Below are 23405 nucleotides of genomic sequence, written 5' to 3'. Positions count from 1 at the left end.
CGGACCGGCCGGGTCGCTCCGCGCGGCTAGCATCGGGCTGTGCCGGTCTCCCCTGCCGTCGTCTCCCGCACCGCCCTGGCCAACCTGGTGGCCAACGGCGCCATCGTCGTCACCGGCGGAGCCGTCCGGCTGACCGGGTCCGGCCTGGGCTGCCCCACCTGGCCGCGGTGCACCGACGACAGCTTCGTCGCGACGCCCGAGCTGGCCGGCCACGGCGTCATCGAGTTCGGCAACCGGCTGCTGACCTTCGTCCTCGCGGCGATCGCCGTCGCGACCGTCGTCGCCGTCTTCCGCTCCCCCCGGCGCGACCTCCGGACGCTGGCGGTGCTCGCGTTCCTGGGCATCCCGGCCCAGGCGCTGCTCGGCGGGGTGACCGTCCTCACCGGCCTGAACCCGTGGACGGTGGCGGCGCACTTCCTGCTGTCCTCGGTGCTCGTCGCGCTCACGACGGTGCTGTGGCTGCGGTCCCGCGAACCGGGGGTCGGCCACCTGCTGGTCCGCCGCCCGTTCGCCCTCCTGGTCACCGGCATCGCGGCCACGACCGCCGCCGTCCTGGTGCTGGGCACCGTGGTGACCGGCAGCGGGCCGCACAGCGGCGACCCCGGGGCCGGGCGCACCGGCTTCGACCCCGAGCTGGTCAGCCAGCTGCACGCCGACTCGGTGTTCCTGCTGCTCGGGCTGACCATCGCGCTCCTGGTGGCGCTGCACGCGACCGACTCCCCCGGCCGGGTGCGGCGGGCCGCGCGCGACCTGCTCGTCGTCCAGCTGCTGCAGGGCGTCGTCGGCTACGTGCAGTACTTCACCGGGCTGCCGGTGGTGCTGGTGCTGCTGCACATGCTGGGCGCGGTGCTGGTCACCGCCTTCACGGCGCGGCTGGTCTGGTCGGTCCGCGGCCCGGCGAGCGAGCAGCCCCTCGACGCCACCGCCGTCCCCACCGCCGCCGCCCGCTGAGCCCGGCGAGGGCGAGCACCGCCCGCACCCTGGAGGTGCTGCGGTGCACCGAGCGCGAGCCGTCGCTGCCCGGCGCGGGCGCCCACCTGCTCATCGCCGGGTCCCGGGCGTGGGCACGGGAGGCCGCCGCGTGTCGACCTGGCGGTCTCACCGCCGCCGAGGCGCCGCAGACCGACACCGGGGGGGCCGGGGGCCGGGCTCAGGACCTCAGAGCAGGACGTCGACGGCGATGGCGATCGACAGCAGCGTCATGTGGGTGATCGACACCGAGAACAGCCGCATCGGGCGGTCCGGCAGCGCGGCCAGGACGCGGCCGAGCCACTGGTGGGACTCGGCGACGTACCAGGCGCCGAGGAGCCCGCCACCGATGGCGAACGCCCAGCCCAGGACGGGCGTGACCGACCCCATGAGCAGGGTCGCCCCCAGCGTGGCCCACGCCCACACGACGGACTGCCGCCCCACGCTCGCCGGCCCGGCGACGACCGACAGCATGGGAACCCCGGCCCGGGCGTAGTCCTCGCGGTACCGGCTGGCCAGCGCCCAGAAGTGCGGCATCTGCCAGCAGAACACGACGGCGAAGAAGGCCAGCGCCGGCCAGTCGAGCGAGCCGGTGACCGCCGCCCAGCCGATGAGCACCGGGGCGGCCCCAGGGAAGGCCCCGAAGACCGTGTTGTGCCGGGTCCGGCGCTTGAGCACCATCGTGTAGACGACGGAGTAGGCCAGGATCGCCACCGCGGCCAGCGCCGTGGCGAGCGGCGTGGTCTCGAACCACAGGATCGCCAGGGACAGCGCGGCCAGGACCCCGCCGAAGACGAGGGCCGCCCGCGGGGACACCACCCCGGACGGGATGGGTCGGTTGCGCGTGCGCGACATCAACCGGTCGATGTCCCGGTCGTACCAGCAGTTCACGACGTTGGCCGCGCCCGCGGCGAACATGCCGCCGACCATCGTGGCGCCCACCAGCCGCCAGGAGGGCCACCCGCCGGCCGCCATCATCATCGCCGGCAGCGTCGTCACCAGCAGCAGCTCGACGAGCTTGGGCTTGGTCAGGGCGACGTAGGCGCCCACCACGGCGGGCAGGCGGCGGGCGGGGACGACCGGGCGTTCGGAGACCGCCGTCACCGCACCCCCTCCCGTCCGCGCACGCACGGGCGGCAGGGCACCACCGGGCACCTGGACAGCACGGGGTCCCTTCCGAACGGGGACAGGAGAACGGGCCAACTGTAGCCCGGGGCCGTCTCCGGGGACGGCCGGGATGACTAGGGTCTCGTCACGTTGGTGCTGCGGGTGCAGCGGGTAGGGGCGACGTCGACGGCGACGGTGCGCCGGGCGCCCCGCGGGCCCACCCGGGTCGCGGGAACCCGCGCACCGCCGCCCGCCCGGGGGCCGCGGGCCCGCTCCACCGGCCCCGGGTGGTCCCGCACCGGCCGACCCGAGGGAGCTAGCGCCAGATGGCAACGAGAAGCACCGAGTCCGAGGCCCCGGCCGAGGCCGCCACCGACAGCCCCACCGGCGGCCCCGCGCAGCCCCGGCCGACCCTCCCCGAGGGCTTCGGCGAGCTCGACCGCCGGGTGATCGACACCGCCCGCGTCCTGGCCATGGACGCCGTGCAGAAGGTGGGCAACGGCCACCCCGGGACGGCGATGAGCATGGCGCCGACCGCCTACCTGCTCTTCTCCAAGTGGCTGCGCCACGACCCCGGCGACCCGAACTGGGTCGCCCGCGACCGCTTCGTGCTGTCGATGGGGCACTCGAGCCTGACGCTGTACGTGCAGCTGTACCTCTCCGGCTACGGGCTGGAGCTGGAGGACCTGCAGGCGCTGCGCACCTGGGGCTCGAAGACCCCCGGTCACCCCGAGGTCAACCACACCCCCGGCGTGGAGACCACCACCGGCCCCCTCGGCCAGGGCGTGGGCAACGCCGTCGGCATGGCCATGGCCGCCCGCCGCGAGCGCGGGCTGCTCGACCCGGACGCCCCCGAGGGCGAGAGCCTCTTCGACCACACCATCTGGTGCTTCGCCTCCGACGGCGACATGGAGGAGGGCGTCAGCGGCGAGGCCTCCTCGCTCGCCGGCACCCAGCGGCTGGGCAACCTGGTGCTCGTCTACGACGACAACCGGATCTCCATCGAGGACGACACCAACGTCGCGTTCACCGAGGACGTCGGCAAGCGCTACGAGGCCTACGGCTGGCACGTGCAGCACGTGGACGACGGCGAGGACCTCGCCGCCGTCGACGCCGCCTTCGCCGCGGCCAAGGCCGAGACCGGGCGGCCGTCGATCATCGTGCTGCGGACGATCATCGCCTGGCCCGCGCCCAACAAGCAGAACACCGGCGCGGCGCACGGGTCCGCGCTGGGCGACGACGAGGTCCGGGCCACCAAGGAGGTCCTCGGCTTCGACCCCGAGCGGACCTTCGAGGTCGACGACGAGGTGCTCGCCCACGCGCGGTCGGTGGTCGACCGCGGCCGCGAGGAGCACGCCGCCTGGCAGCAGCGGTTCGACGAGTGGGAGCAGGCGCAGCCCGAGCGCGCCGCGCTGCTGGCCCGGATGCGGGACCGGCGGCTGCCCGAGGGCTTCGCCGACGCGCTGCCCACGTTCGACGCCGACGAGAAGGGGGTGGCCACCCGCAAGGCCTCCGGCAAGGTGCTCGGCGCCCTGTACCCGGCGCTGCCGGAGCTGTGGGGCGGCTCGGCGGACCTCGCGGAGAGCAACAACACCGCCGTCGAGGGTGAGCCGTCGTTCGTGCCGGCCGACCGGCAGACCAAGATGTGGTCCGGCGGGCCCTACGGCCGCACCCTCCACTTCGGCGTCCGCGAGCACGCCATGGGCGCGATCATGAACGGGATCGCGCTGCACGGCGGCACCCGCGTCTACGGCGGCACGTTCCTCACGTTCTCCGACTACATGCGCGGGGCGGTGCGGTTGGCCGCGCTCATGCAGCTGCCGGTCACCTACGTGTGGACGCACGACTCGATCGGTCTCGGCGAGGACGGCCCGACCCACCAGCCGATCGAGCACCTCGCCGCGCTCCGCGCCATCCCCGGCCTGGACGTCGTCCGCCCGGCGGACGCCAACGAGGTCGCCGTCGCCTGGCGGACCATCCTGCAGAACAACGACCGCCCGGCCGGGCTGCTGCTCTCCCGGCAGAACCTGCCGGTGTTCGACCGCAGCGCGATGGCTCCGGCCGAGGGCGTGGCGCGGGGCGCCTACGTCCTCGCCGACGCCTCGGGCGGGGAGCCGCGGGTCATCCTGCTCGGCACCGGCTCGGAGGTGCAGATCGCCGTCGCCGCCCGCGAGCGGCTGGAGGCCGACGGCATCCCCACCCGGGTGGTGTCGGTGCCCTGCGTCGAGTGGTTCGCCGACCAGGACCAGGCCTACAAGGACGCAGTGCTGCCGCCCTCGGTGCGCGCCCGCGTGAGCGTCGAGGCCGGCGTGCCCATGGGCTGGCGGGAGTTCGTCGGCGACGCCGGGCGGATCGTCGGCCTCACCCACTACGGGGCCAGCGCCGCCTACAGCGTGCTCTACGAGGAGTTCGGTCTCACCGACGAGGCGGTCGTGACCGCTGCCCGGGAGAGCCTCGAGGCCGCGAGGTCCGGCGACGCCGTCCCGGCCGGCCCGGTGGCGGCCACCGGCGGTCTGCCCCACCCCACCGGCGACAGATAGAGGACCACCCTCCTCCCCACGCCTCGCGAACTTCGGCGCGGGACCCTGGAGGGTGGCCGTTCCAGCACCTCACCAGGAGGACCTGACATGGCACAGAACGAGAAACTCGCGGAGCTGTCGACGGCCGGCGTCTCCGTCTGGCTCGACGACCTGTCCCGCGACCGGATCCGCAGCGGCAACCTGCAGTCCCTGGTCGACGAGCACTCCGTCGTCGGGGTCACCACCAACCCGACCATCTTCGCCGCGGCGATCAGCGGGTCGGACTCCTACGACGACCAGCTGCACGCCCTGGCCGTCCGGGAGGTGGACGTGGCGGAGGCGCTGCGGACGATCACCGCCAGCGACGTCCGGGACGCCTGCGACCTGCTGGCCCCGGTGGCCCAGCGGCAGCCCGGTGACGGCCGGGTCTCCCTGGAGGTCGCGCCGGGCCTGGCGCACGACACCGACGCCACCGCCGCGGAGGCCGCCCACCTGTGGTGGCTGGTCGACCGGCCCAACCTGTACATCAAGATCCCCGCGACGGAGGCCGGCCTGCCGGCGATCACCACCTCCATCGCGCGGGGCATCAGCGTCAACGTCACCCTCATCTTCAGCCTCGAGCGGTACCGGGCGGTCATGGACGCCTACCTCTCCGGGCTGGAGCAGCGGGTGGCCGACGGCGGCTCCCTCGACGGCATCGCCTCGGTGGCGTCCTTCTTCGTCTCCCGCGTGGACAGCGAGATCGACAAGCGGCTGGAGAAGGCCGGCGCCGACGCCTCCCTCACGGGGCGGGCCGCGCTGGCCAACGCCCAGCTGGCCTACCAGGCCTACGAGGAGGTCTTCTCCTCCGACCGCTGGAAGGCCCTCGAGGCGCGGGGCGCCCGCCCGCAGCGGCCGCTGTGGGCCTCCACGGGCGTGAAGAACCCCGAGTACAGCGACACGATGTACATCAGCGAGCTGATCGCGCCCGGCACGGTCAACACCATGCCGGAGAAGACCCTCATGGCCTACGCCGACCACGGCAGCCCGGGGACCCCGGTGCAGAAGACCTACGAGGACGCGGCGGCCACGATGCGTGCCATCGCCGACGCGGGGGTCGACCTCGACGACGTCTTCCGCGTCCTGGAGGACGAGGGCGTGCAGAAGTTCGCCGACTCGTGGGACGAGCTGACCGGGTCGGTGCGCAGCGAGCTGGAGGACAAGGCGTGACCCGGGGGGCCGGGCGCGGCGCCGGCCGGCCCGGTCCCCGGTCCCTCGCCGGCTGGGAGGTCCCCGGGAGGCGGCGGTGACGCTGACGGTCTCGTGCTCCGGCCTCGAGGTCCCGCCCGCCGTCCGGGACACCCTGGCCCGGGACGACGTCGCGGCCCGGCTGGCCGGGGGCGACCCGACCCTCTTCGGGTCGGGGGCGGGCGCCGGGGATCTGGGCTGGCTGGCCCTGCCCGAGCGCAGCCGGGACCTCGTCGGCCGGATCGCCGCCCTGCGCGACGAGCTGCGGGCCGAGGGGCTCGACCGGGTGGTGCTGTGCGGGACCGGCGGCTCCGCGCTGCCGGCCGAGGCGATCTGCCGCACGGCGGGGGTGCCGCTGACCGTCGTCGACACCACCGATCCGGGTCAGGTGGCCCTCGCCCTGGCCGACCTCGAGCGCACCGTCGTGGTGGTGGGCTCCCGCTCCGGGGACACCCTGGAGACCGACACCCTGCACCGGGTGTTCGTCGCCTCCTTCCGCGCGGCGGGGGTGCCGGAGCGGGACATCGGCGGCCGCTTCGTCGTGGTGACCGCGCCGGGGTCGCCGCTGGCCGAGGCCGCCGAGGAGCTGGCCGCGCGGGCGCTGTTCCCCGCCGATCCGCGCATCGGCGGCCGGTGGAGCGCCCTCTCGGCGTCCGGGCTGGTCCCCGCGGGGCTGGCCGGGGTCGACGTGGGCGGGCTGCTCGACGAGGCGGCGGAGCTCGGCGGCCGGCTGGCCGCCCCGGACAACCCGGCCCTGGAGCTCGGCGCCGTCCTCGGTGCCGCGTTCCTCGCCGGGCGGGACAAGCTCGCGCTCGTGGACGGCGCCGTCGAGGGCGGCCCCGCCGGGGGTCTGGCCTGCTGGGTGGAGCACCTGCTGGCCCAGTCCACCGGCAAGGAGGGGCGCGGGCTGCTGCCCGTGGTCCTCGAGTCGGCGGTGGCCCCGGGCGCGGCCGGCCCCGACGCGGCCCTGGCCGTCGTCGGCGGCGCGCCCGCCGGCCCGGGCCCGTCCCTGGGCGTGGCCGGGCCCCTGGGGGCGCAGTTCCTGGGCTGGGAGTACGCCACCGCCGTGGCGGCCCGGCTGCTCGAGGTCGACCCGTTCGACGACCCGGACACCGCCGAGCCGGTGCGCAACGCCCGCCGCGTGCTCGACGAGGGGCTGCCGGACGACCCCCCGCTGGCCACGATCGGCGCGGTGCAGCTGTGGGCCACCGGGGGGCTGCTCGACCAGGTCGACCTCAGCCAGCACGACGGGCTCTCCCTGGCCCTGGACGCCCTGCTGGCCGCCGTCCCGGAGCGCGGGTACCTCGCCGTCGCCGCGTACCTCGACCGGGACCGGGACACCGCCGCCGCGCAGCTGCGGTCGGCGTTCGCCGCCCGGACCGACCGCGCGGTCACCTTCGGCTGGGGTCCGCGCTACCTGCACTGCACCGGCCAGTACCAGAAGGGCGGCCCGCCGCTGGGCACCTTCCTGCAGGTGACCGGTGTGGTGGGCGAGGACCTCCCCGTCCCGGACCGGCCCTGGTCGCTGGGCGACCTGCAGGCCGCCCAGGCGGCCGGCGACCGCCGGGCTCTGGCCGACCGCGGCCGCCCGGTGCTGCGGCTGCACCTCACCGACCGCAGCGCCGGCGTCGCCCAGGTGCTGGAGGCCGTCTGCTGACCCCTGCTCCTGCCCCGGCCGGTGCGTGCCGTCGCCCCACGGGCCCGGAAGGACGACACTGCGACCAGGAGTTCCCCGGTCGTGCGGTCCACCGCCGCACCGCCCGACCGCCCACCCCCGACCACGAGGACGGACGATGATCCCCAACCCGCTGCGGGACCCGCGGGACCGGCGGCTGCCGCGGGTGCCCGAGCCCTGCGCCCTGGTCGTCTTCGGCATCACCGGCGACCTCGCCCGGAAGAAGCTGCTGCCGGCGGTGTACGACCTCGCCAACCGCGGTCTGCTGCCCACCAACTTCGCCCTGCTCGGCCTGGCCCGCCGCGACTGGGGGGACACCGACTTCGCCGAGCTGGCCCGCGACGCCGCGCGGAAGGCCGCGCGCACCCCCTGGCGCGAGGAGGTGTGGGAGCGGCTGGCCGGCAGCGTCCGGTTCGTCCAGGGGTCGTTCGACGACGACAACGCCTTCGACCACCTGGCCGACACCCTCGGGGAGCTGGAGGGGTCCCACGGCATCGGCGGCAACGCGGCGTTCTACCTGTCCATCCCGCCGGCGATGTTCCCCGTCGTGCTCAAGCAGATGCAGCGCACCGGGATGGCCGAGTCCACCCCCGGTCGCTGGCGTCGGGTGGTCGTCGAGAAGCCCTTCGGCACCGACCTGGCCTCCAGCCGGGAGCTCAACGCGCTGGTCGACTCGGTGTTCACCGCCGAGGACGTGTTCCGCATCGACCACTACCTGGGCAAGGAGACCGTCCAGAACCTGATGGCGCTGCGGTTCGCGAACACGCTGTTCGAGCCGGTCTGGAACGGCCACCACGTCGACTCGGTGCAGATCACGATGGCCGAGGACGTCGGCATCGGCGGGCGGGCGGGGTTCTACGAGGAGACCGGCGCGGCCCGCGACGTGCTGCAGAACCACCTGCTGCAGCTGCTGGCCCTGACCGCGATGGAGGAGCCGGTCGAGTTCTCCGCCGAGGAGATCCGCACCGAGAAGCTCAAGGTGCTGCGCGCGGTGTCCATCCCCGACGACCTGCGCACCTTCGCCGTCCGCGGCCAGTACGAGCAGGGCTGGCTGGCCGGGCAGCGGGCCCGGGGCTACCGCCAGGAGGAGGGGGTCGCGGCGGACTCCACGACCGAGACCTTCGCCGCCGTCCGGCTGGGCGTGGAGACCCGGCGGTGGGCCGGGGTGCCGTTCTACCTGCGGACCGGCAAGCGGCTGCCCCGCCGGGTCACCGAGATCGCGCTGATGTTCAAGCGGGCCCCGCACCTGCCCTTCGCCGACACCGACACCCAGGAGCTGGGCAACAACCAGCTCGTCGTCCGGGTGCAGCCCGACGAGGGGGTCACCCTCAAGTTCGGGTCGAAGGTTCCTGGCAGCGTCATGGAGGTCCGCGACGTGTCCATGGACTTCCTGTACGGCGAGCAGTTCACCGAGACCAGTCCCGAGGCCTACGAGCGGCTGCTGCTCGACGTCCTGCTGGGCGACGCCACGCTGTTCCCGCGCAACGCCGAGGTGGAGGCGTCCTGGGCGGTCATCGACCCGCTCGAGGAGTTCTGGGCCGGCACCACGCCGCACCCCTACCGGGCCGGCGAGTGGGGTCCCCGGGCGGCGGACGACATGCTCGCCGCCGAGGGCCGCCGGTGGCGCCGCCCGTGACCCCCGCGCCGGCGCCCCGCCCCACCTGCCCGCCCGACCCGGAGGAGACCCGATGACGACCCTGTGGGACACCACCGGCTCCGCGGTGGTCAAGGAACTGGCCGCGCAGCGGCGCACCGGCGGCGCCGTGCTCTCCGGCGTCGCGCTCACCCTCGTGGTGGTGGCCGACGAGGGCCGGGTGGCCGAGGCCGAGGAGGCCGCCACCGCGGCCGCCGAGCAGCACCCGTGCCGGCTGCTCATCGTGGTGCGCCGGCAGATCGAGGCGCCCGCCCCGCGGCTGGACGCCGAGGTCCTCATCGGCGGCCGGCTGGGCCCCGGCGAGGCGGTGGTCATGCGCATGTACGGCCGCCTGGGGCTGCACGCGGAGTCGGTCGTCCTGCCGCTGCTGGCCGCGGACGCGCCCGTGGTGACCTGGTGGCACGCCGACCCGCCCCAGCGGCTGGCCACCGACGCGCTCGCCGTCATCGCCGACCGTCGGATCACCGACAGCTCCCTCGCCGGGGACCCCGTCGCCGCGCTGCGCACCCGGGCCACCGACTACGCGCCCGGGGACACCGACCTCGCCTGGACGCGCAGCACCCCCTGGCGGGCCACGCTCACCTCGACCGTGGACTCGGTGTCCGGCCGCCGGGGCGACCCGGTGCAGGTGCAGGGCGGCGTCGTCGAGGGCGACCCCCGGCACGCCACCGCCCGGCTGCTGGCCGGGTGGCTCTCTGCCCGGTGCGAGTGCCCGGTCGAGGTGGTCGAGGGTGAGCGGCGGCCGGGGCCCAGCGGCGTCTCCGCCGTCCTGCTGCGGCTCGACCAGGAGGAGGAGGTGCGGGTGACCGCCGACCGCCGCGGCGGCGCGGTGATCACCCAGCCCTACCGGCCGGAGGCGACGGTGGCGCTGCCCGACCGCCAGCTCGGCGACCTGATCGGCGAGGAGCTGCGCCGGCTGGACCCCGACGAGCCGTTCGCCGAGGCCCTGGAGGGCGCCACCGGCGTGACCGGGCTGATCGACCGCTCCCCCGTCCGCTCGCACGTCTGGTTCGACCCGGCGGAGGCCGCCGAGCCCGGCGGGGCGGAGGCGGCGCCGACCGTGCCGGAGGACTCGGAGGGCGCCGACGAGGTCGTCGAGGCCGGGGAGCACGACGCCCAGGGGGGCGCGCAGGAGGACGCGCAGGAGGACGCGCAGGAGGTCGCCCGGTGACGCCGCCCCGCGAGGGCGGCCCCCCGGTGCCCGACGTCGTCGTCGAGCCCGACGCCGACCGGCTGGCCCGGGCCGCCGCCGCGGCGCTGGTCGCCCGGCTGGCCGCCGCGCAGGCCGTGCACGGGACGGCGTCGGTCGTGCTGACCGGCGGCGGCATCGGCACCGCGGTCCTCGAGCGGGTCGCCGAGCTCGCCGCCGAGCCGGCCCGCGAGCGGGTGGACTGGACGGCGGTCGACGTCTGGTGGGGCGACGAGCGGTTCGTCCCGGCGGACGACGCCGAGCGCAACGAGCTCGGGGCCCGCCGCGCCCTCCTCGACCGGGTGGGCGTGCCGGCCGAGCGGGTGCACGCGATGCCGCCCTCCGACGCCGGCTTCGCCGGTCCCGAGGACGCGGCCGCCTGGTACGCCGACCAGCTCGCCGCGGCCGCGCCGGAGGGTGCCGCGCTGCCGCGCCTGGACCTCCTGCTGCTCGGCATGGGGCCCGAGGGGCACGTGGCCTCGATCTTCCCGGACTCCCCCGCGGTCTCCGACGAGCGGCCCGTGGTGGCGGTGCGCGACTGCCCGAAGCCGCCCCCGACGCGGGTCAGCCTCGGCTTCGGCGCGATCAACGCCGCCGAGGAGGTGTGGTTGCTGGTGTCCGGGGAGGGCAAGGCGCCGGCCGTGGCGCGGGCCCTCCGGGACGGCGCCCCCGCGCGGGAGCTGCCCGCCGCCGGCGTGCACGGCCGCCGGGCGACCCGCTGGTTGCTCGACACCGCCGCGGCCGGCGAACTGCCCCCCGGCGGGTGACCGCCACGGCGCGGGCGGCCCCCGGCGCCCCGGTGGTGCCCGGGTCGCCGGGGGGCCGCCCGCCCTCAGGCGCCGCGGCGGGCGCGCAGCTTGGTCAGGGCCTCCTCGAGCAGGGCGTCACCGTCGGCGTCGCTGCGCCGCTCGCGCACGTAGGCCAGGTGCGTCTTGTACGGCTCCGTGCGGGGCGCCGGCGGCGGAGCCGCGTGGTCCTGCCCGGCCGGGAGCCCGCAGCGGGGGCAGTCCCACAGCTCGGGCACCTCGGCGTCGGACGCGAACGCCACGTGCGTCTCGTGCCCGTGCGAGCACCAGAACACCACACGGCGGCGCGGCGCCGTCTCACCGCGCTCGGCCTCGCCCATCGGCCCGGCGCCGACTCGTGTCCCCCGGATCGCGTTGCCACCTGCCACGAAGGCCCCCTGAGTTCCAGCGGTGTGCGGCGTCGACCGGCCGCTGGGGCAGTCTAGGGCCTGGACCGGCGGATCCCGATCACGAATTCGCGCGTCCCGGCCGGTGACGTCCCCGGCGCCGCCCGCGGGCCACCGGCGGGACGGGAGCGGGGCCGCTCAGATCTTGAGCAGGATCCCGAGGCCGACGACGCAGACCGCCCAGACCAGCGCGGTGAAGACGGTGAGCCGGTTGAGGTTCTTCTCGACGACGGAGGAGCCGGCCAGCGACGAGGAGACCGCGCCGCCGAACATCGAGGACAGGCCCCCGCCCTTGCCGCGGTGCAGCAGGATGAGCACCACGAGGAGCACGCTGGTGAGCACCAGCAGCACGTTGAGGACCAGCTCGACCATGACCCGAGGGTAACCGAGGCCCGGCCGCGGACGGCGACGGTCCGCCGACGCGCCTCGGTCGCCCCCGCGCCTCGCTCGCTGCGGTGCCCCCGGGGCCGTCAGCGGACGCCGGCGGTGGCGAGGTCGTGACCCGTGTACGGCGTCATCACCACGCCGTTGCGCAGCCGCTGGCCGGCCAGCAGCTGCACCCGGTTCTCCACCAGCGGCACGTAGGCCCCGGTGGCCTGGGCGGCGGCGGCGACGTCCCGCCAGGCCGCGACCGCGGCCTGCGGGTCGGACGTGGCCCGGGCGGCGTCCACCAGCGCGTCGAGGTCCGGGGCGGTCAGCCGCGCGAAGTTCGTGTTCCCGACTGCGCGCACCTCGCGGCCGTCGACGAGGGGGACGAGGAAGGACCCCGGCGTCGGCACGTCCGCGGTCCACGTGGCCAGCACCATGCCGAAGCCGTTGGCCACCACGTTGTCGGGGTTGCCGACGTCGGTGGCGTAGAAGCCCGGGGCCGCCAGCGGGCGCACCTCCACCACGATGCCGACCTCGGCCAGCTGCGCGGCGATCTCCTCGGCGGCTTCGACGCTGGTGGCCGCGTCGGGGACGGCGAGCACCGTGGTGAAGCCGTCCGGCAGCCCGCAGGCGGCCAGCTGCTCGCGGGCGGCCGCCGGGTCCGGGCCCGGGTCGGCGTCCTCCGGCCGCCCGTCGACGGTCCGCGGCCAGAGCTGCGAGGTGCGCGCGACGTCCCCGGCCCCGCCCAGGACCTCCTGGACGGCCCGGCGGTCCACGGCGAGGGCGACGGCGGCGCGGCAGGCCGGCTCGTGCATCGGCGCGACGTTGGTGGGCAGCGCCAGCAGCCGCACGACGCCGCTGGTCACCTCGTCGACCCGGTCGGCCAGCGGGACCTCCGCGTCGGTCCCGCCCTCGATGCGGGCCGTGGTGGGCGACTGCACCCCGGTGCCCGAGATGTCGACGTCGGCCGACCCGGCCAGCAGCGCCTGGTCGCGCTCGACGCCGGACAACCCGGTGCGGACCAGCACGCGGTCGGGCAGCGCGGTGCGCACGTCGTCGGTGGTCGGGTCCCACTCGGGGTTGCGATCGAGGACGATCCCGGTGACGTCGTCCCGGCTGCTCAGCGCGTAGGGCCCCGAGGAGACGGGGTCGCCGGAGTACTCGCCGGCCGTGTCGGCCTCCACCGGCACCGGGCTGCTGGAGGGCAGCGCGAGCACGTGCGGGAAGTCGGGGTCGGCCACCCGCAGCGTGAAGACGACGGTGCGGTCGTCCGGCGTGGCGATGGCGGCCAGCCCGAGCCGGTCGGGGGCCTCGTCCTGGTACGGACCGGGGTAGGGGTTGGCGGGGTCGTCGAGCAGCTGGACGACGTGCGTCGGCCCGCCGACGACGACGTCGGAGGCGAAGGAGCGCTCGATGCCGTACTTGACGTCGCGGGACGTGATCGGCCGGCCGTTCTCGAAACGGGTGCCCTCGCGGAGGGTGAAGGTCCACGTCCGCCCGCCGTCCGGCGAGGTGCCCAGGTCGGTGGCGAGGTCCGGCACCAGCTCGTCGGTGTCGCCCGGCTCCGTGGAGTAGGTGACCAGGGTGCGCACGTAGAGGCGCATCAGGTTCCACACGCCGGGCAGGTAGGAGCGCTGCGGGTCCAGGCTGTCGACCTCGCCGGTGACCACGCGCAGCGTGCCGCCGGTGGTGTCGGACGGGGCGCGGACCCCGGTCAGGCCCGCGTCGGGGCCACCGCCCTGCACGGGCACGCCGCCCGGGTCGTCCCCGCCCGCGCCGCAGCCGGTGGCGAGGAGCAGCAGGACGGCGGCGACCGCGGCCAGCAGCCCGCGGGCGCCGGCCGGTCGCCGGCCCCGCGGGCCCGTGCTCGTGCTGTCCACCCACCGCTCCCCGCCTGCCGGCGGCGGCGGTCAGCTGCCGTCGGCCGCTGTCCGACAGATCTGCGTGAACTCGTCGGCGTCCAGGCTGGCCCCGCCGACGAGCGCTCCGTCGACGTCCGGCCCGGCCAGGATCCCGGCCGTGTTCGCGGCCTTCACCGACCCGCCGTAGAGGATACGGACCGTCGAGGCCGTCTCCGGGCCGAAACGCTCGGCGAGCCGTGACCGCAGGGCAGCGCACACCTCCTGAGCGTCCTCGGGGGTGGCCACCTCCCCCGTCCCGATCGCCCAGACCGGCTCGTAGGCGACGACGAGGGCCCCCCCGGCCGGGTCGCCGCCCGCGCCGATCCCGGTCAGCTGCGCCGCCGACAGGCCCTCGAGCGCCGCGTCGAGCTGGGCGGTGCAGTGCGGCACCTGCTGCCCGGCCCGCCGGACGTCGAGCCCCTCGCCCACGCACAGGACGGGGACCAGCCCGTGGGCGAGGGCCGTGCGCACCTTGGCCGCGACCACGGCGTCGTCCTCGCCGTGCAGCGCCCGCCGCTCGGAGTGGCCGACCACCACGTACCGGCAGGCCAGCGCGGCCAGCATCGCCCCGCTCACCTCGCCGGTGTAGGCCCCGGAGTCGTGCACCGAGAGGTCCTGCGCCCCGTACCCGACGTCGAGCTTGTCGCCGGTGACCAGCGTCTGCACGCTGCGCAGCGCGGTGAACGGCGGCAGGACGACGACCTCGGCCGCGGCCAGCTCCCGCTCCTTGAGGGAGAACACGAGCTTCTGCACCAGGCCGATGGCCTCGAGGTGCGTGAGGTTCATCTTCCAGTTGCCGGCGATCAGCGGACGGCGCCCCTGGCGCGGGGCCGGGGTGCGGGCCATCACCCCTCCCCCCGGTCGGCGAGGACCGCGAGACCGGGCAGCTCCCGGCCCTCGAGGTACTCCAGCGACGCGCCGCCGCCGGTGCTGATGTGCCCGTAGGACGCCTCGTCGAGCCCGAGCTGGCGGACGGCGGCCGCGGAGTCCCCGCCGCCGACGACGGACAGCCCGTCGACGGCCGCGACGGCCTCGGCCACCCCGCGGGTGCCGGCCTGGAAGGGGGCGAGCTCGAACACGCCCATGGGCCCGTTCCAGAACACGGTGCGGGCACCGCCGAGCTCCCGGCCGAAGGCCTCGACCGTGCGCGGCCCGACGTCGAGGCCCTTGAGGTCGTCGGGGATGGCGTCGACCGGGACCACGGTGGTCTGGACGTCCGCGCCGAGGTCGGCGGCGCAGACCACGTCGAGCGGCAGCACGATGCGGTCGCCCGCCTCGGCCAGCAGCCGCCGGCAGGTCTCGACCTGGTCCTCCTCGAGCAGCGAGCCGCCGACGCCGTGCCCCTGCGCCCTCAGGAAGGTGAAGCACATCCCGCCGCCGACCAGCAGCCGGTCCACCTTCGGCAGCAGCGCCTCGATGACGGCGAGCTTGTCGCTGACCTTCGAGCCGCCCAGGACGACGACGTAGGGCCGCTCCGGGTCGGTGGTGAGCCTGCCGAGCACCTCCAGCTCCCGGGCGACCAGCCGGCCCGCGACGTGCGGGAGCCGCAGCGCCACGTCGTGGACGGAGGCGTGCCTGCGGTGCACCGCGCCGAACGCGTCGTCGACGTAGGCGTCGGCCAGGGTGGCGAGCCGGTCGGCCAGGGCACCCCGCTCGGCGTCGTCCTTGCTGGTCTCGCCCGCCTCGAAGCGGACGTTCTCCAGCAGCAGCACGTCCCCGTCGCCGAGGGCCTCGACCCGGGCGCGGGCGTCGTCGCCGGCGACGTCGCCGGCCAGCGGCACCGGCGTGCCCAGCAGCTCACCGAGCCGCGCGGCGACCGGGGCCAGCGAGTACTGCGGGTCCGGGGCGCCCTGGGGGCGGCCCAGGTGGGAGGTGACGAGCACTCGCGCACCGGCGTCCCGGAGCGCCTGCAGGGTGGGCAGGCTGGCCCGGATGCGGCCGTCGTCGGTGATCGCCCGGGTGGTCGTGTCGAGGGGGACGTTGAGGTCGGAGCGCACCAGCACGCGCCGGCCCGCGACCCCCTCGGCGAGCAGGTCGTCGAGGGAGCGCATCGGGGCTACAGCGAGCGGCCGACGAGCTCGACGGAGTCGACCAGCCGGTTGGAGTAGCCCCACTCGTTGTCGTACCAGCCGAGCACCTTGACCATCGGGCCGAAGACCTTGGTCAGCTTGGCGTCGTAGATGCAGGACGCCGGGTCGGTGACGATGTCGGAGGAGACGATCGGCGCGTCGGTGTAGCGCAGGAACCCGGCCAGCGGCCCGGCCGCGGCCTCGCGGTAGGCGGCGTCGATGTCCTCGGCCGAGGCCTCGCGGCTGAGCTGCACCGTCAGGTCGGTGGCCGAGCCGGTGGGCACCGGGACGCGGACGGCGTACCCGTCCAGCTTGCCCTGCAGCTCGGGCAGGACCAGGCCGATGGCCTTGGCCGCACCAGTCGACGTCGGCACCATGTTGAGCGCGGCGGCACGGGCCCGGCGGAGGTCCTTGTGCGGCCCGTCCTGCAGGTTCTGGTCGGCGGTGTAGGCGTGGATCGTGGTCATCAGCCCGCGCTCGATGCCGAACGCGTCGTGGAGGACCTTGGCCAGCGGCGCCAGGCAGTTGGTGGTGCAGGACGCGTTGCTGATGATCGTCTGCGAGCCGTCGTACCGGTCGTGGTTGACGCCCATGACGATGGTCAGGTCGTCACCGGTGGCCGGCGCCGAGATGATGACCTTCGTGGCCCCGCCCTTGTCGACGTGCTTGCGGGCGTCGTCGGCCTTGGTGAAGAAGCCGGTCGACTCGACGACGACGTCCACGCCGAGGTCACCCCAGGGGAGCGCGGCGGGGTCGCGCTCGGAGAGCACCTTGACGGTGTTCCCGCCGACGTCGATCCCCTCGGGGGTGGCCTTGACGTCCTCCGCCAGCACCCCGAGGACGCTGTCGTACTTGAGCAGGTGCGCGAGGGTCTCGGGGCTGGTGAGGTCGTTCACCGCCACGATCTCGACGTCCTTGCCGCTGGCGACGGCGGCCCGGTAGAAGTTGCGGCCGATCCGGCCGAAGCCGTTGATGCCCACCCGTACGGTCACTGCAGACCTCCACTGTCGGTCGACGCGGTCAGTCGGAGCCCGCACGGGCGCGCGGACCCGCTCCACGACGACCCTATCGGTCCCCGCGGAGGCCGGCCCCGGCCGGGCGTGGAGCCCGCGCCAGCGGGGGTCACCCGCCGGGCACCGCAGCCGACCAGACCGGTGAGCGCGACGAAACCGGGGGTGACGTCGACCCCGCCTGCCGGCGGAACGGCCCGGCCGCCGCGGCCCAGCAGCGCAGCAGGTGCCCGTAGGCGACCCCGAGGAGGGGTCCTCCTACTGGGCCAGCATGTCCTCGGTGACGACGGACTCGGTGTCCGGGATCCCCAGGTCCTTCGCCCGCTTGTCGGCCATCGCCAGCAGGCGGCGGATCCGGCCGGCGACGGCGTCCTTGGTCATGGGCGGGTCGGCCCGCTGGCCCAGCTCCTCCAGCGACGCCTGGCCGTGCTCGAGCCGGAGCCGGCCGGCGACCAGCAGGTGCTCGGGGGCGTCGTCGGCGAGGATCTCCAGCGCCCGCTCCACCCGCGCGCTGGCGGCGACCGCGGCGCGTGCGGAGCGGCGCAGGTTGGCGTCGTCGAAGTTGGCCAGCCGGTTGGCCGTGGCCCGGACCTCGCGGCGCATCCGCCGTTCCTCCCAGGCGAGGACGGCGTCGTGGGCGCCCATCCGGGTCAGCAGGGCGCTGATCGCGTCGCCGTCCCGGACGACGACCCGGTCGGCACCGCGGACCTCGCGCGCCTTGGCCGCGATGCCCAGCCGGCGGGCCGCGCCGACCAGCGCCATGGCCGCCTCCGGGCCCGGGCAGGTCACCTCCAGCGAGGAGGACCGGCCCGGCTCGGTCAGCGAGCCGTGGGCGAGGAAGGCGCCGCGCCAGGCCGCCTCGGCGTCGTTGAGGCTGCCGGAGACGACGGCCGGCGGCAGACCGCGGACCGGCCGCCCCCGCTGGTCGACCAGGCCGGTCTGGCGGGCCAGCCCCTCGCCGTGCTTGGCGATGCGCACCAGGTAGCGCACCCCGCGGCGGATGTTGCCGCCGGCGAGCACGCTCACGCCGCTGGTGTAGCCGTAGACCTCGCTGATGTCGCGGCGCAGCCTGCGGGCCACCGACCCGGTGTCCAGCTCGGCCTCGATGACCACCCGGCCACCGACGATGTGCAGCCCGCCGCTGAAGCGCAGCAGCGCGGTCACCTCGGCCTTGCGTTCGGACGTCTTGGTGCACTCGACCCGCGAGAGCTCGTCCTTGACCATCGCGGTCATCGCCATGTCCGGCGTCCCCTCTCCCCCTCGTACCGGCCCGGTGCCGCGCGCTCCGGTACCCGGCCGTCCACGTCCGTGCCCCGGCCCGCCCCCACGGCCTGCTCGAACGCCTCGGCGAGACGGACCGGGTCATGCCTGGGTGCGCCGCCGGGTTCGGCCACCGGAGCCAGGACCAGCTCCGCGCCGCACCCGCGCACAGCAGTTAGGAGACCACAGTGGTCAACAACCGACTCCGCATCCGCGATTACGGTGTGCAACGCCACACCGTCCAAGTGGGCGGTCAGCACCGCGAGGTGCTCCTCCGGGCCGAACCCGTCCGTCTCCCCGGGCTGCGCCTCGAGGTTGAGCACGACGACCACCCGGGCCCGGGTGGCGGCCAGCGCGGCCCGCAGCCGCGGGACGAGCAGGTGGGGCAGCACGGAGGTGTACCAGGACCCGGGCCCCAGGCAGACGACGTCCGCCGCGTGGATGGCCTCGATGACCGCCGCGTTGACCGGCGGGTCGGCCGGGGCGACGAGGATGTCGCGGACGTGCCCGGGCGTGGTGGCGATCGCCACCTGGCCCCGGATGGTGCGCACCCGGGCGGGGTCGTCGGGGTCGAGGCTCTCCACGGTGGCGACCAGGTCGAGCGGGACGTCGGCCATCGGCAGCACCCGCCCGCAGGCGCCGAGCAGCCGGCACAGGTCGTCGAGGGCGCGGACGGTGTCCCCGCCGTGCATCTCGGTCAGCCCGGTGAGCACCAGGTTGCCGACCGGGTGCCCGGCCAGCACGCCGCTGCCGCCGAAGCGGTGCTGCAGCAGCCGGGTCATCTCCCGCGTGGCGTCGCCCTCACCGGCCAGCGCGGCCAGGGCCATCCGGAGGTCGCCGGGGGGCAGCACCGGCATCTCCCGGCGGATCCGGCCGGAGGAGCCGCCGTCGTCGGCCACGGTGACCACGGCGGTCAGGTGGGGGGTGATCCGCCGCCAGGCGGCCAGCGAGGCGGCCAGGCCGTGGCCGCCCCCCAAGGCGACGACCCGCGGTGCGGTCGCCGGGGCGGTCGGGGGCGCCACTACTCGCGGCCCAGGTCGCGGTGCTGCACGGTGGTCGCCGTCCCGTCGGCGGACAGCCGGCGGGCGAACTCCTCGGCGATCGCCACGCTGCGGTGCTTGCCGCCGGTGCACCCCACCGCCAGCGTGATGTAGCGCTTGCCCTCGCGGCGGTAGCCGGGGATGAGCAGGCGCAGCACGTCGGTGTAGCGGTCGAGGAAGGGACCGGCGTCCTCCTGCCCGAGCACGTAGTCGCGGACGTCGGGGTCCTGCCCGGTGTGCGGCCGCAGCTCCGGCAGCCAGTGCGGGTTGGGCAGGAACCGCGCGTCGACCACCAGGTCGGCGTCCAGCGGTAGCCCGTACTTGAAGCCGAAGCTGAGCACGGTGGCGGTCAGCGGTGGCGCCTCTCCCCCGCGGGCGAAGGCGTTCTCCAGGGTGGCCCGCAGCTGGTGCACGTTGAGGTCGCTGGTGTCCACCCACAGGTCGGCCTCGCCCGCGATCCCGGTGAGCAGCTCGCGCTCGGCCGCGATGCCGTCGATCAGCCGGCCGTCCCCCTGCAGCGGGTGCTCCCGGCGGACCGACTCGTAGCGCCGGACGAGCACCTCGTCCCGGGCGTGCACGTACACCACCCGGGGCCGGTGACCGGCGTCGGACAGCACCCTGATCGCCTCCTGCAGGTCGCTGGAGAAGGCTCGGCTGCGGGCGTCGACGACCGCGGCGAACCGGCGCAGGTCGCCGCGGGCACCGAGGTGGACCATCGGCATGAGCAGCGCCGGCGGCAGGTTGTCGACGACGAACCAGCCGAGGTCCTCCAGGACCCGCCCGGCGCTGTTCTTGCCGGCGCCGGAGAGCCCGGTGACGACGACGACGTCCAGCGGCTGGGTCTCGGTGGACGACGGGTCCGCGGCCGGCGGGACGTCGGTCTGCGGGTGCCCCGGCGCGCCCGGCGGGGTCGCCAGGTGCGGCCCGCTGCCGTCGGCCACCACCGCGTCCGGCCGGTCCGTCACGAGGCCACCAGCCCGGCGCCCGCGGCATCGCGCCGTGCGGCACCCTCCGTCGCGTCGTCCTCCGCCGGTGCGCCGCCCTCCGGCGTGGCGGTCGGCTCGGCGACCGGCTCGGCGACCGCCACCCGGACCGCCTCGGCGGTCCGCCGGCCGATGCCCGGCACGGTCATCAACTCCTCGATCGTGGCGGCCCGCAGCCGCTTCAGGGACCCGAACTCCTTCATCAGCGCCTTCCGCCGCGTCTCCCCGAGCCCGGGGACGTCGTCCAACAGCGAGACCAGCATGGTCGTGGACCGCTTCTGCCGGTGGTAGGTGATCGCGAACCGGTGGGCCTCGTCCCGGACCCGCTGCAGCAGGTACAGCGCCTCGGAGGTGCGCGGCAGGATCACCGGGTCGCTCTCGTTGGGCAGCCAGACCTCCTCCATGCGCTTGGCCAGGCCGCAGACGGCGACGTCGACGACGCCCAGCTCGTCGAGCGAGCGGGCGGCCGCGGCGACCTGCGGGGCCCCGCCGTCCACCACCAGCAGGTTGGGCGGGTAGGCGAACCGCCGCGGCCGGCCCTCCTCGGCCGCCACGCTCTGCTCGCTGACCCGGTCGGCCTCCTCCTTGAGGTGGCGCGCGAAGCGCCGCCGGACCACCTCGGCCATCGCGGCGGTGTCGTCGGTTCCGTTCGTGACGCTGAAGCGGCGGTAGTCGGACTTCTTGGCCAGGCCGTCCTCGAAGACCACCATGCTGGCCACCACGTTGGTCCCCTGGACGTGGCTGATGTCGATGCACTCGATGCGCAGCGGGGCGTCGGGCAGCTCCAGCGCCTTCTGGAGCTCCTGCAGAGCGAGGGACCGGGCGGTCAGGTCGCTGGCCCGCTTGACCCGGTGCCGGGCGAAGGCCTCCGTCGCGTTGCGTTCCACCGTCTCCAGCAGGGCCCGCTTGTCGCCCCGCTGGGGCACCCGCAGCGACACCCGGGAGCCGCGCAGCTCGGTGAGCAGCTCCTCGTAGACGTCGGCGTCGTCGGGCAGCTCCGGGACGAGCACCTCCCTGGGCACCGCCTCCCCCGCCTCCCCGACGCCGGTCGCCTCGTCGACCCCGCCGTAGACCTGCAGCAGGAACTGCTCGACCAGCTCGCCGGTGGTGACCTCCTCGACCTTGTCGACGATCCAGCCCCGCTGGCCGCGGACCCGCCCGCCGCGGACGTGGAAGACCTGCACCGAGGCCTCGAGCTCGTCCTGCGCGAAGGCGACGACGTCGGCGTCGGTGCCGTCACCGAGGACGACGGCCTGCTTCTCCAGCGCCCGCCTGAGGGCGCCGAGGTCGTCGCGCAACCGGGCGGCCTTCTCGTACTCCATCGCCTCGGCGGCCTCGGCCATCTCGCGCTCGAGGCGGCGGACCATCTGGTCGGTGCGGCCGGCCATGAAGTCCACGAAGCCCTCGACGATCTCCCGGTGCTCCTCGGCGGAGACCCGGCCGACGCAGGGCGCGGCGCACTTGCCGATGTAGCCGAGCAGGCACGGGCGGCCGATCTGCCCTGCGCGCTTGAAGACGCCGGCCGAGCAGGTGCGGGCCGGGAACACGCGGGTGAGGGTGTCGAGGGTCTCGCGGATGGCCCAGGCGTGCGCGTACGGGCCGAAGTAGCGGACCCCCTTCTTCTTCGGGCCGCGCATGACCTGCAGTCGCGGGTACTCCTCGTTCAGCGTCACGGCCAGCGACGGGTAGCTCTTGTCGTCGCGATAGCGGACGTTGAACCGCGGGTCGTACTCCTTGATCCAGTTGTACTCGAGCTGGAGGGCCTCGACCTCGGTGCCCACGACGGTCCACTCGACGCCGGCGGCCGTCGTCACCATCTGCCGGGTGCGCGGGTGCAGGCCGGCGACGTCGGCGAAGTAGCTGTTGAGCCGCTGGCGCAGGCTCTTGGCCTTGCCGACGTAGATGACCCGGCCGTGCGGGTCGCGGAACCGGTAGACGCCCGGGCTCTCGGGGATGCTGCCGACCGCCGGGCGGTAGGTGGACGGGTCGGGCATGCGGTCCAAGATAGGTCGGGGGGACGACGCTCCGCCGGGCCCCGGGGCCCGGTGTGGCACGAGTGGCTCCCGGGGAGGCGCGCCGGCCGCCGGGCGGGCGGGGACGGCCGTGCGCCGGGGCCGCGGCCGGGGTCGTTGACACCGCCCGGACGGCCGGTCGAGCCTGGTGCCGCACGGGGGCTCGAGGGAGGGCCGGCCATGGGGCAGCACGTCCGTGCAGCGGCGCTGGAGGTCTGGACCGAGCAGGTCGGCGCGGGCCCCGACGTGCTGCTGATCGGCGGCGCCGGGGACACCGTGGAGTCCTGGCAGTTCCAGCTCGACGGGCTGGCCGACCGGTACCGGCTGACCGCGTTCGACACCCGCGGGGCCGGCCGGACGGCGATGCCCGGCGGTCCGGTGACCGTCGCGGTCCTCGCCGACGACGCCGCGGCCGTGCTCGACGCCCTGGGCATCCGGTCGGCCCACGTGGCCGGCTTCTCCGGCGGCAGCATCGTGGCCCAGGAGCTGGCGGTCCGTCGTCCCGACCTGGTCCGCAGCCTGGTGCTGCAGAGCACCTGGCCCGTGCCCGACGTCTACTTCCGGACGTGGCTGCGCTTCGCCCGGTGGCTCGCCGCCGCCGCACCCGACGAGCGGGCGTTCCTCGAGTACTTCTTCCTCGACATCTACACCCAGCGGGCGCACGCCGACGGCACGGTCGCCGCCTTCGTCGACGAGGTGCTGGCCTTCCCGCACAAGCAGGCGCCCGAGGACCTGCAGCACTACCTCGACGCGTTCATCGAGGACGACGACGCCGGCCGCCCGACGCGGATCACCGCGCCGACGCTGGTCCTGGCGGGTGGCGTCGACGCGGCCGCCGGGACCGAGCTCGGCCGGGCCGTCGCGGCGGCCGTCCCCGGGGCGCGGTTCGAGGTCTGGGCGACCGAGGCGCACCAGCCCTTCCAGGAGGTGCCCGACCGCTGGAACGCGCGGGTGGACGAGTTCTGGCAGCAGGTCGAGGCGGGGCGGGGGGCCTCGCCGGCGCCGCGCACGGCTCCCGACGAGGAGCGCCCCTCCCCGGACCGCCCGCCGGAGTCGGTGGGCCGGGCCTGACCCTCAGCCGAGCCCTGCACATCAGCCGAGCGGGACTGCCCCCAGTCCGGTTGACTCTCTTCGGTAGGGGTTAGGCCGCTGCTGCGGCGTGGGTGAGTGTCTCGTATTCGACCGGGGTGAGCCGGCCCAGGCGGCGTTGCCGCCGGCGGCGGTGGTAG

Annotated in this window: 19 protein-coding genes; 8 read left to right on the top strand and 11 right to left on the bottom strand. The window is 75.5% G+C overall.

Going from position 1 to position 23405, the window contains the following annotated elements:
- Window positions 1-39 precede the first annotated feature (39 nt).
- Window positions 40-951, top strand: coding sequence for a COX15/CtaA family protein (locus tag D0Z06_RS21685; RefSeq protein WP_117379626.1), 912 nt, complete (start codon window positions 40-42; stop codon window positions 949-951).
- Window positions 952-1158: 207 nt separating this feature from the next.
- Here D0Z06_RS21685 and D0Z06_RS21680 read toward each other — a convergent pair whose 3' ends face one another.
- The gene (locus tag D0Z06_RS21680) at window positions 1159-2073 is read right to left on the bottom strand and encodes a heme o synthase (protein ID WP_117379625.1); all 915 of its coding nucleotides are present in this window, start codon (window positions 2071-2073) and stop codon (window positions 1159-1161) included.
- 329 nt (window positions 2074-2402) lie between these two features.
- Here D0Z06_RS21680 and tkt point away from each other — a divergent pair, with 329 nt between their 5' ends.
- From tkt to pgl, 6 genes are all read left to right on the top strand, one after another.
- A complete protein-coding gene (gene tkt, locus D0Z06_RS21675) occupies window positions 2403-4616 on the top strand; it encodes a transketolase (RefSeq protein WP_117379624.1) in 2214 nt (737 codons plus the stop codon).
- Between the two features lie 87 nt (window positions 4617-4703).
- Window positions 4704-5804 carry a transaldolase gene (gene tal, locus D0Z06_RS21670; protein WP_117379623.1) on the top strand — a complete coding sequence of 367 codons (1101 nt, stop codon included), beginning with the start codon at window positions 4704-4706 and terminating at the stop codon, window positions 5802-5804.
- Between the two features lie 76 nt (window positions 5805-5880).
- A complete protein-coding gene (locus D0Z06_RS21665) occupies window positions 5881-7479 on the top strand; it encodes a glucose-6-phosphate isomerase (protein ID WP_117379622.1) in 1599 nt (532 codons plus the stop codon).
- Between the two features lie 136 nt (window positions 7480-7615).
- Window positions 7616-9133: a glucose-6-phosphate dehydrogenase gene (gene zwf, locus D0Z06_RS21660; RefSeq protein WP_117379621.1), complete on the top strand. Its 1518-nt coding sequence runs from the start codon at window positions 7616-7618 to the stop codon at window positions 9131-9133.
- Window positions 9134-9185: 52 nt separating this feature from the next.
- Window positions 9186-10322, top strand: coding sequence for a glucose-6-phosphate dehydrogenase assembly protein OpcA (locus D0Z06_RS21655; protein WP_117379620.1), 1137 nt, complete (start codon window positions 9186-9188; stop codon window positions 10320-10322).
- Window positions 10319-11107: a 6-phosphogluconolactonase gene (pgl, locus tag D0Z06_RS21650; RefSeq protein ID WP_117379619.1), complete on the top strand. Its 789-nt coding sequence runs from the start codon at window positions 10319-10321 to the stop codon at window positions 11105-11107. The genes D0Z06_RS21655 and pgl overlap by 4 nt, the downstream gene beginning before the upstream one ends.
- A 65-nt stretch (window positions 11108-11172) precedes the next feature.
- On the opposite strand, the gene D0Z06_RS21645 is transcribed toward pgl, so the two are convergent.
- The 10 genes from D0Z06_RS21645 to uvrC form a co-directional block, all read right to left on the bottom strand.
- The gene (locus D0Z06_RS21645; protein WP_117379618.1) at window positions 11173-11514 is read right to left on the bottom strand and encodes an RNA polymerase-binding protein RbpA; all 342 of its coding nucleotides are present in this window, start codon (window positions 11512-11514) and stop codon (window positions 11173-11175) included.
- 156 nt (window positions 11515-11670) lie between these two features.
- Window positions 11671-11904 (bottom strand): preprotein translocase subunit SecG, encoded by a 234-nt coding sequence (secG, locus tag D0Z06_RS21640; protein WP_117379617.1) that lies wholly within the window; start codon window positions 11902-11904, stop codon window positions 11671-11673.
- A gap of 98 nt (window positions 11905-12002) precedes the next feature.
- Window positions 12003-13781, bottom strand: coding sequence for an ABC transporter substrate-binding protein (locus D0Z06_RS21635; RefSeq protein ID WP_117379616.1), 1779 nt, complete (start codon window positions 13779-13781; stop codon window positions 12003-12005).
- A gap of 30 nt (window positions 13782-13811) precedes the next feature.
- Window positions 13812-14648 (bottom strand): triose-phosphate isomerase, encoded by an 837-nt coding sequence (gene tpiA, locus D0Z06_RS21630; protein ID WP_117379615.1) that lies wholly within the window; start codon window positions 14646-14648, stop codon window positions 13812-13814.
- The gene (locus D0Z06_RS21625) at window positions 14648-15853 is read right to left on the bottom strand and encodes a phosphoglycerate kinase (RefSeq protein WP_117379614.1); all 1206 of its coding nucleotides are present in this window, start codon (window positions 15851-15853) and stop codon (window positions 14648-14650) included. The genes tpiA and D0Z06_RS21625 overlap by 1 nt, the downstream gene beginning before the upstream one ends.
- Window positions 15854-15858: 5 nt before the next feature.
- Window positions 15859-16863, bottom strand: coding sequence for a type I glyceraldehyde-3-phosphate dehydrogenase (gene gap, locus D0Z06_RS21620; RefSeq protein WP_117379613.1), 1005 nt, complete (start codon window positions 16861-16863; stop codon window positions 15859-15861).
- A 276-nt stretch (window positions 16864-17139) separates the two neighbouring features.
- The gene (gene whiA, locus D0Z06_RS21615; protein WP_117379612.1) at window positions 17140-18120 is read right to left on the bottom strand and encodes a DNA-binding protein WhiA; all 981 of its coding nucleotides are present in this window, start codon (window positions 18118-18120) and stop codon (window positions 17140-17142) included.
- Window positions 18111-19163: a gluconeogenesis factor YvcK family protein gene (locus tag D0Z06_RS21610; RefSeq protein ID WP_117379611.1), complete on the bottom strand. Its 1053-nt coding sequence runs from the start codon at window positions 19161-19163 to the stop codon at window positions 18111-18113. Before D0Z06_RS21610 ends, whiA begins: the two co-directional genes overlap by 10 nt.
- A complete protein-coding gene (rapZ, locus tag D0Z06_RS21605) occupies window positions 19163-20146 on the bottom strand; it encodes an RNase adapter RapZ (protein ID WP_117379610.1) in 984 nt (327 codons plus the stop codon). The genes D0Z06_RS21610 and rapZ overlap by 1 nt, the downstream gene beginning before the upstream one ends.
- Entirely contained in the window at window positions 20143-22158 is a 2016-nt protein-coding gene (gene uvrC, locus D0Z06_RS21600; protein WP_117379609.1) for an excinuclease ABC subunit UvrC, read from the bottom strand. Before uvrC ends, rapZ begins: the two co-directional genes overlap by 4 nt.
- Before the next feature lie 198 nt (window positions 22159-22356).
- Between uvrC and D0Z06_RS21595 the strand changes: the two genes are divergently transcribed.
- A complete protein-coding gene (locus D0Z06_RS21595; protein ID WP_117379608.1) occupies window positions 22357-23247 on the top strand; it encodes an alpha/beta fold hydrolase in 891 nt (296 codons plus the stop codon).
- Window positions 23248-23405: the final 158 nt, after the last annotated feature.

Origin of the sequence: Geodermatophilus marinus, from assembly GCF_003428645.1 — a bacterium.
GTDB lineage: Bacteria > Actinomycetota > Actinomycetes > Mycobacteriales > Geodermatophilaceae > Geodermatophilus.
Note: the sequence above shows the minus strand (reverse complement) of the source record. Positions and strands in the feature narration are given on the sequence as shown.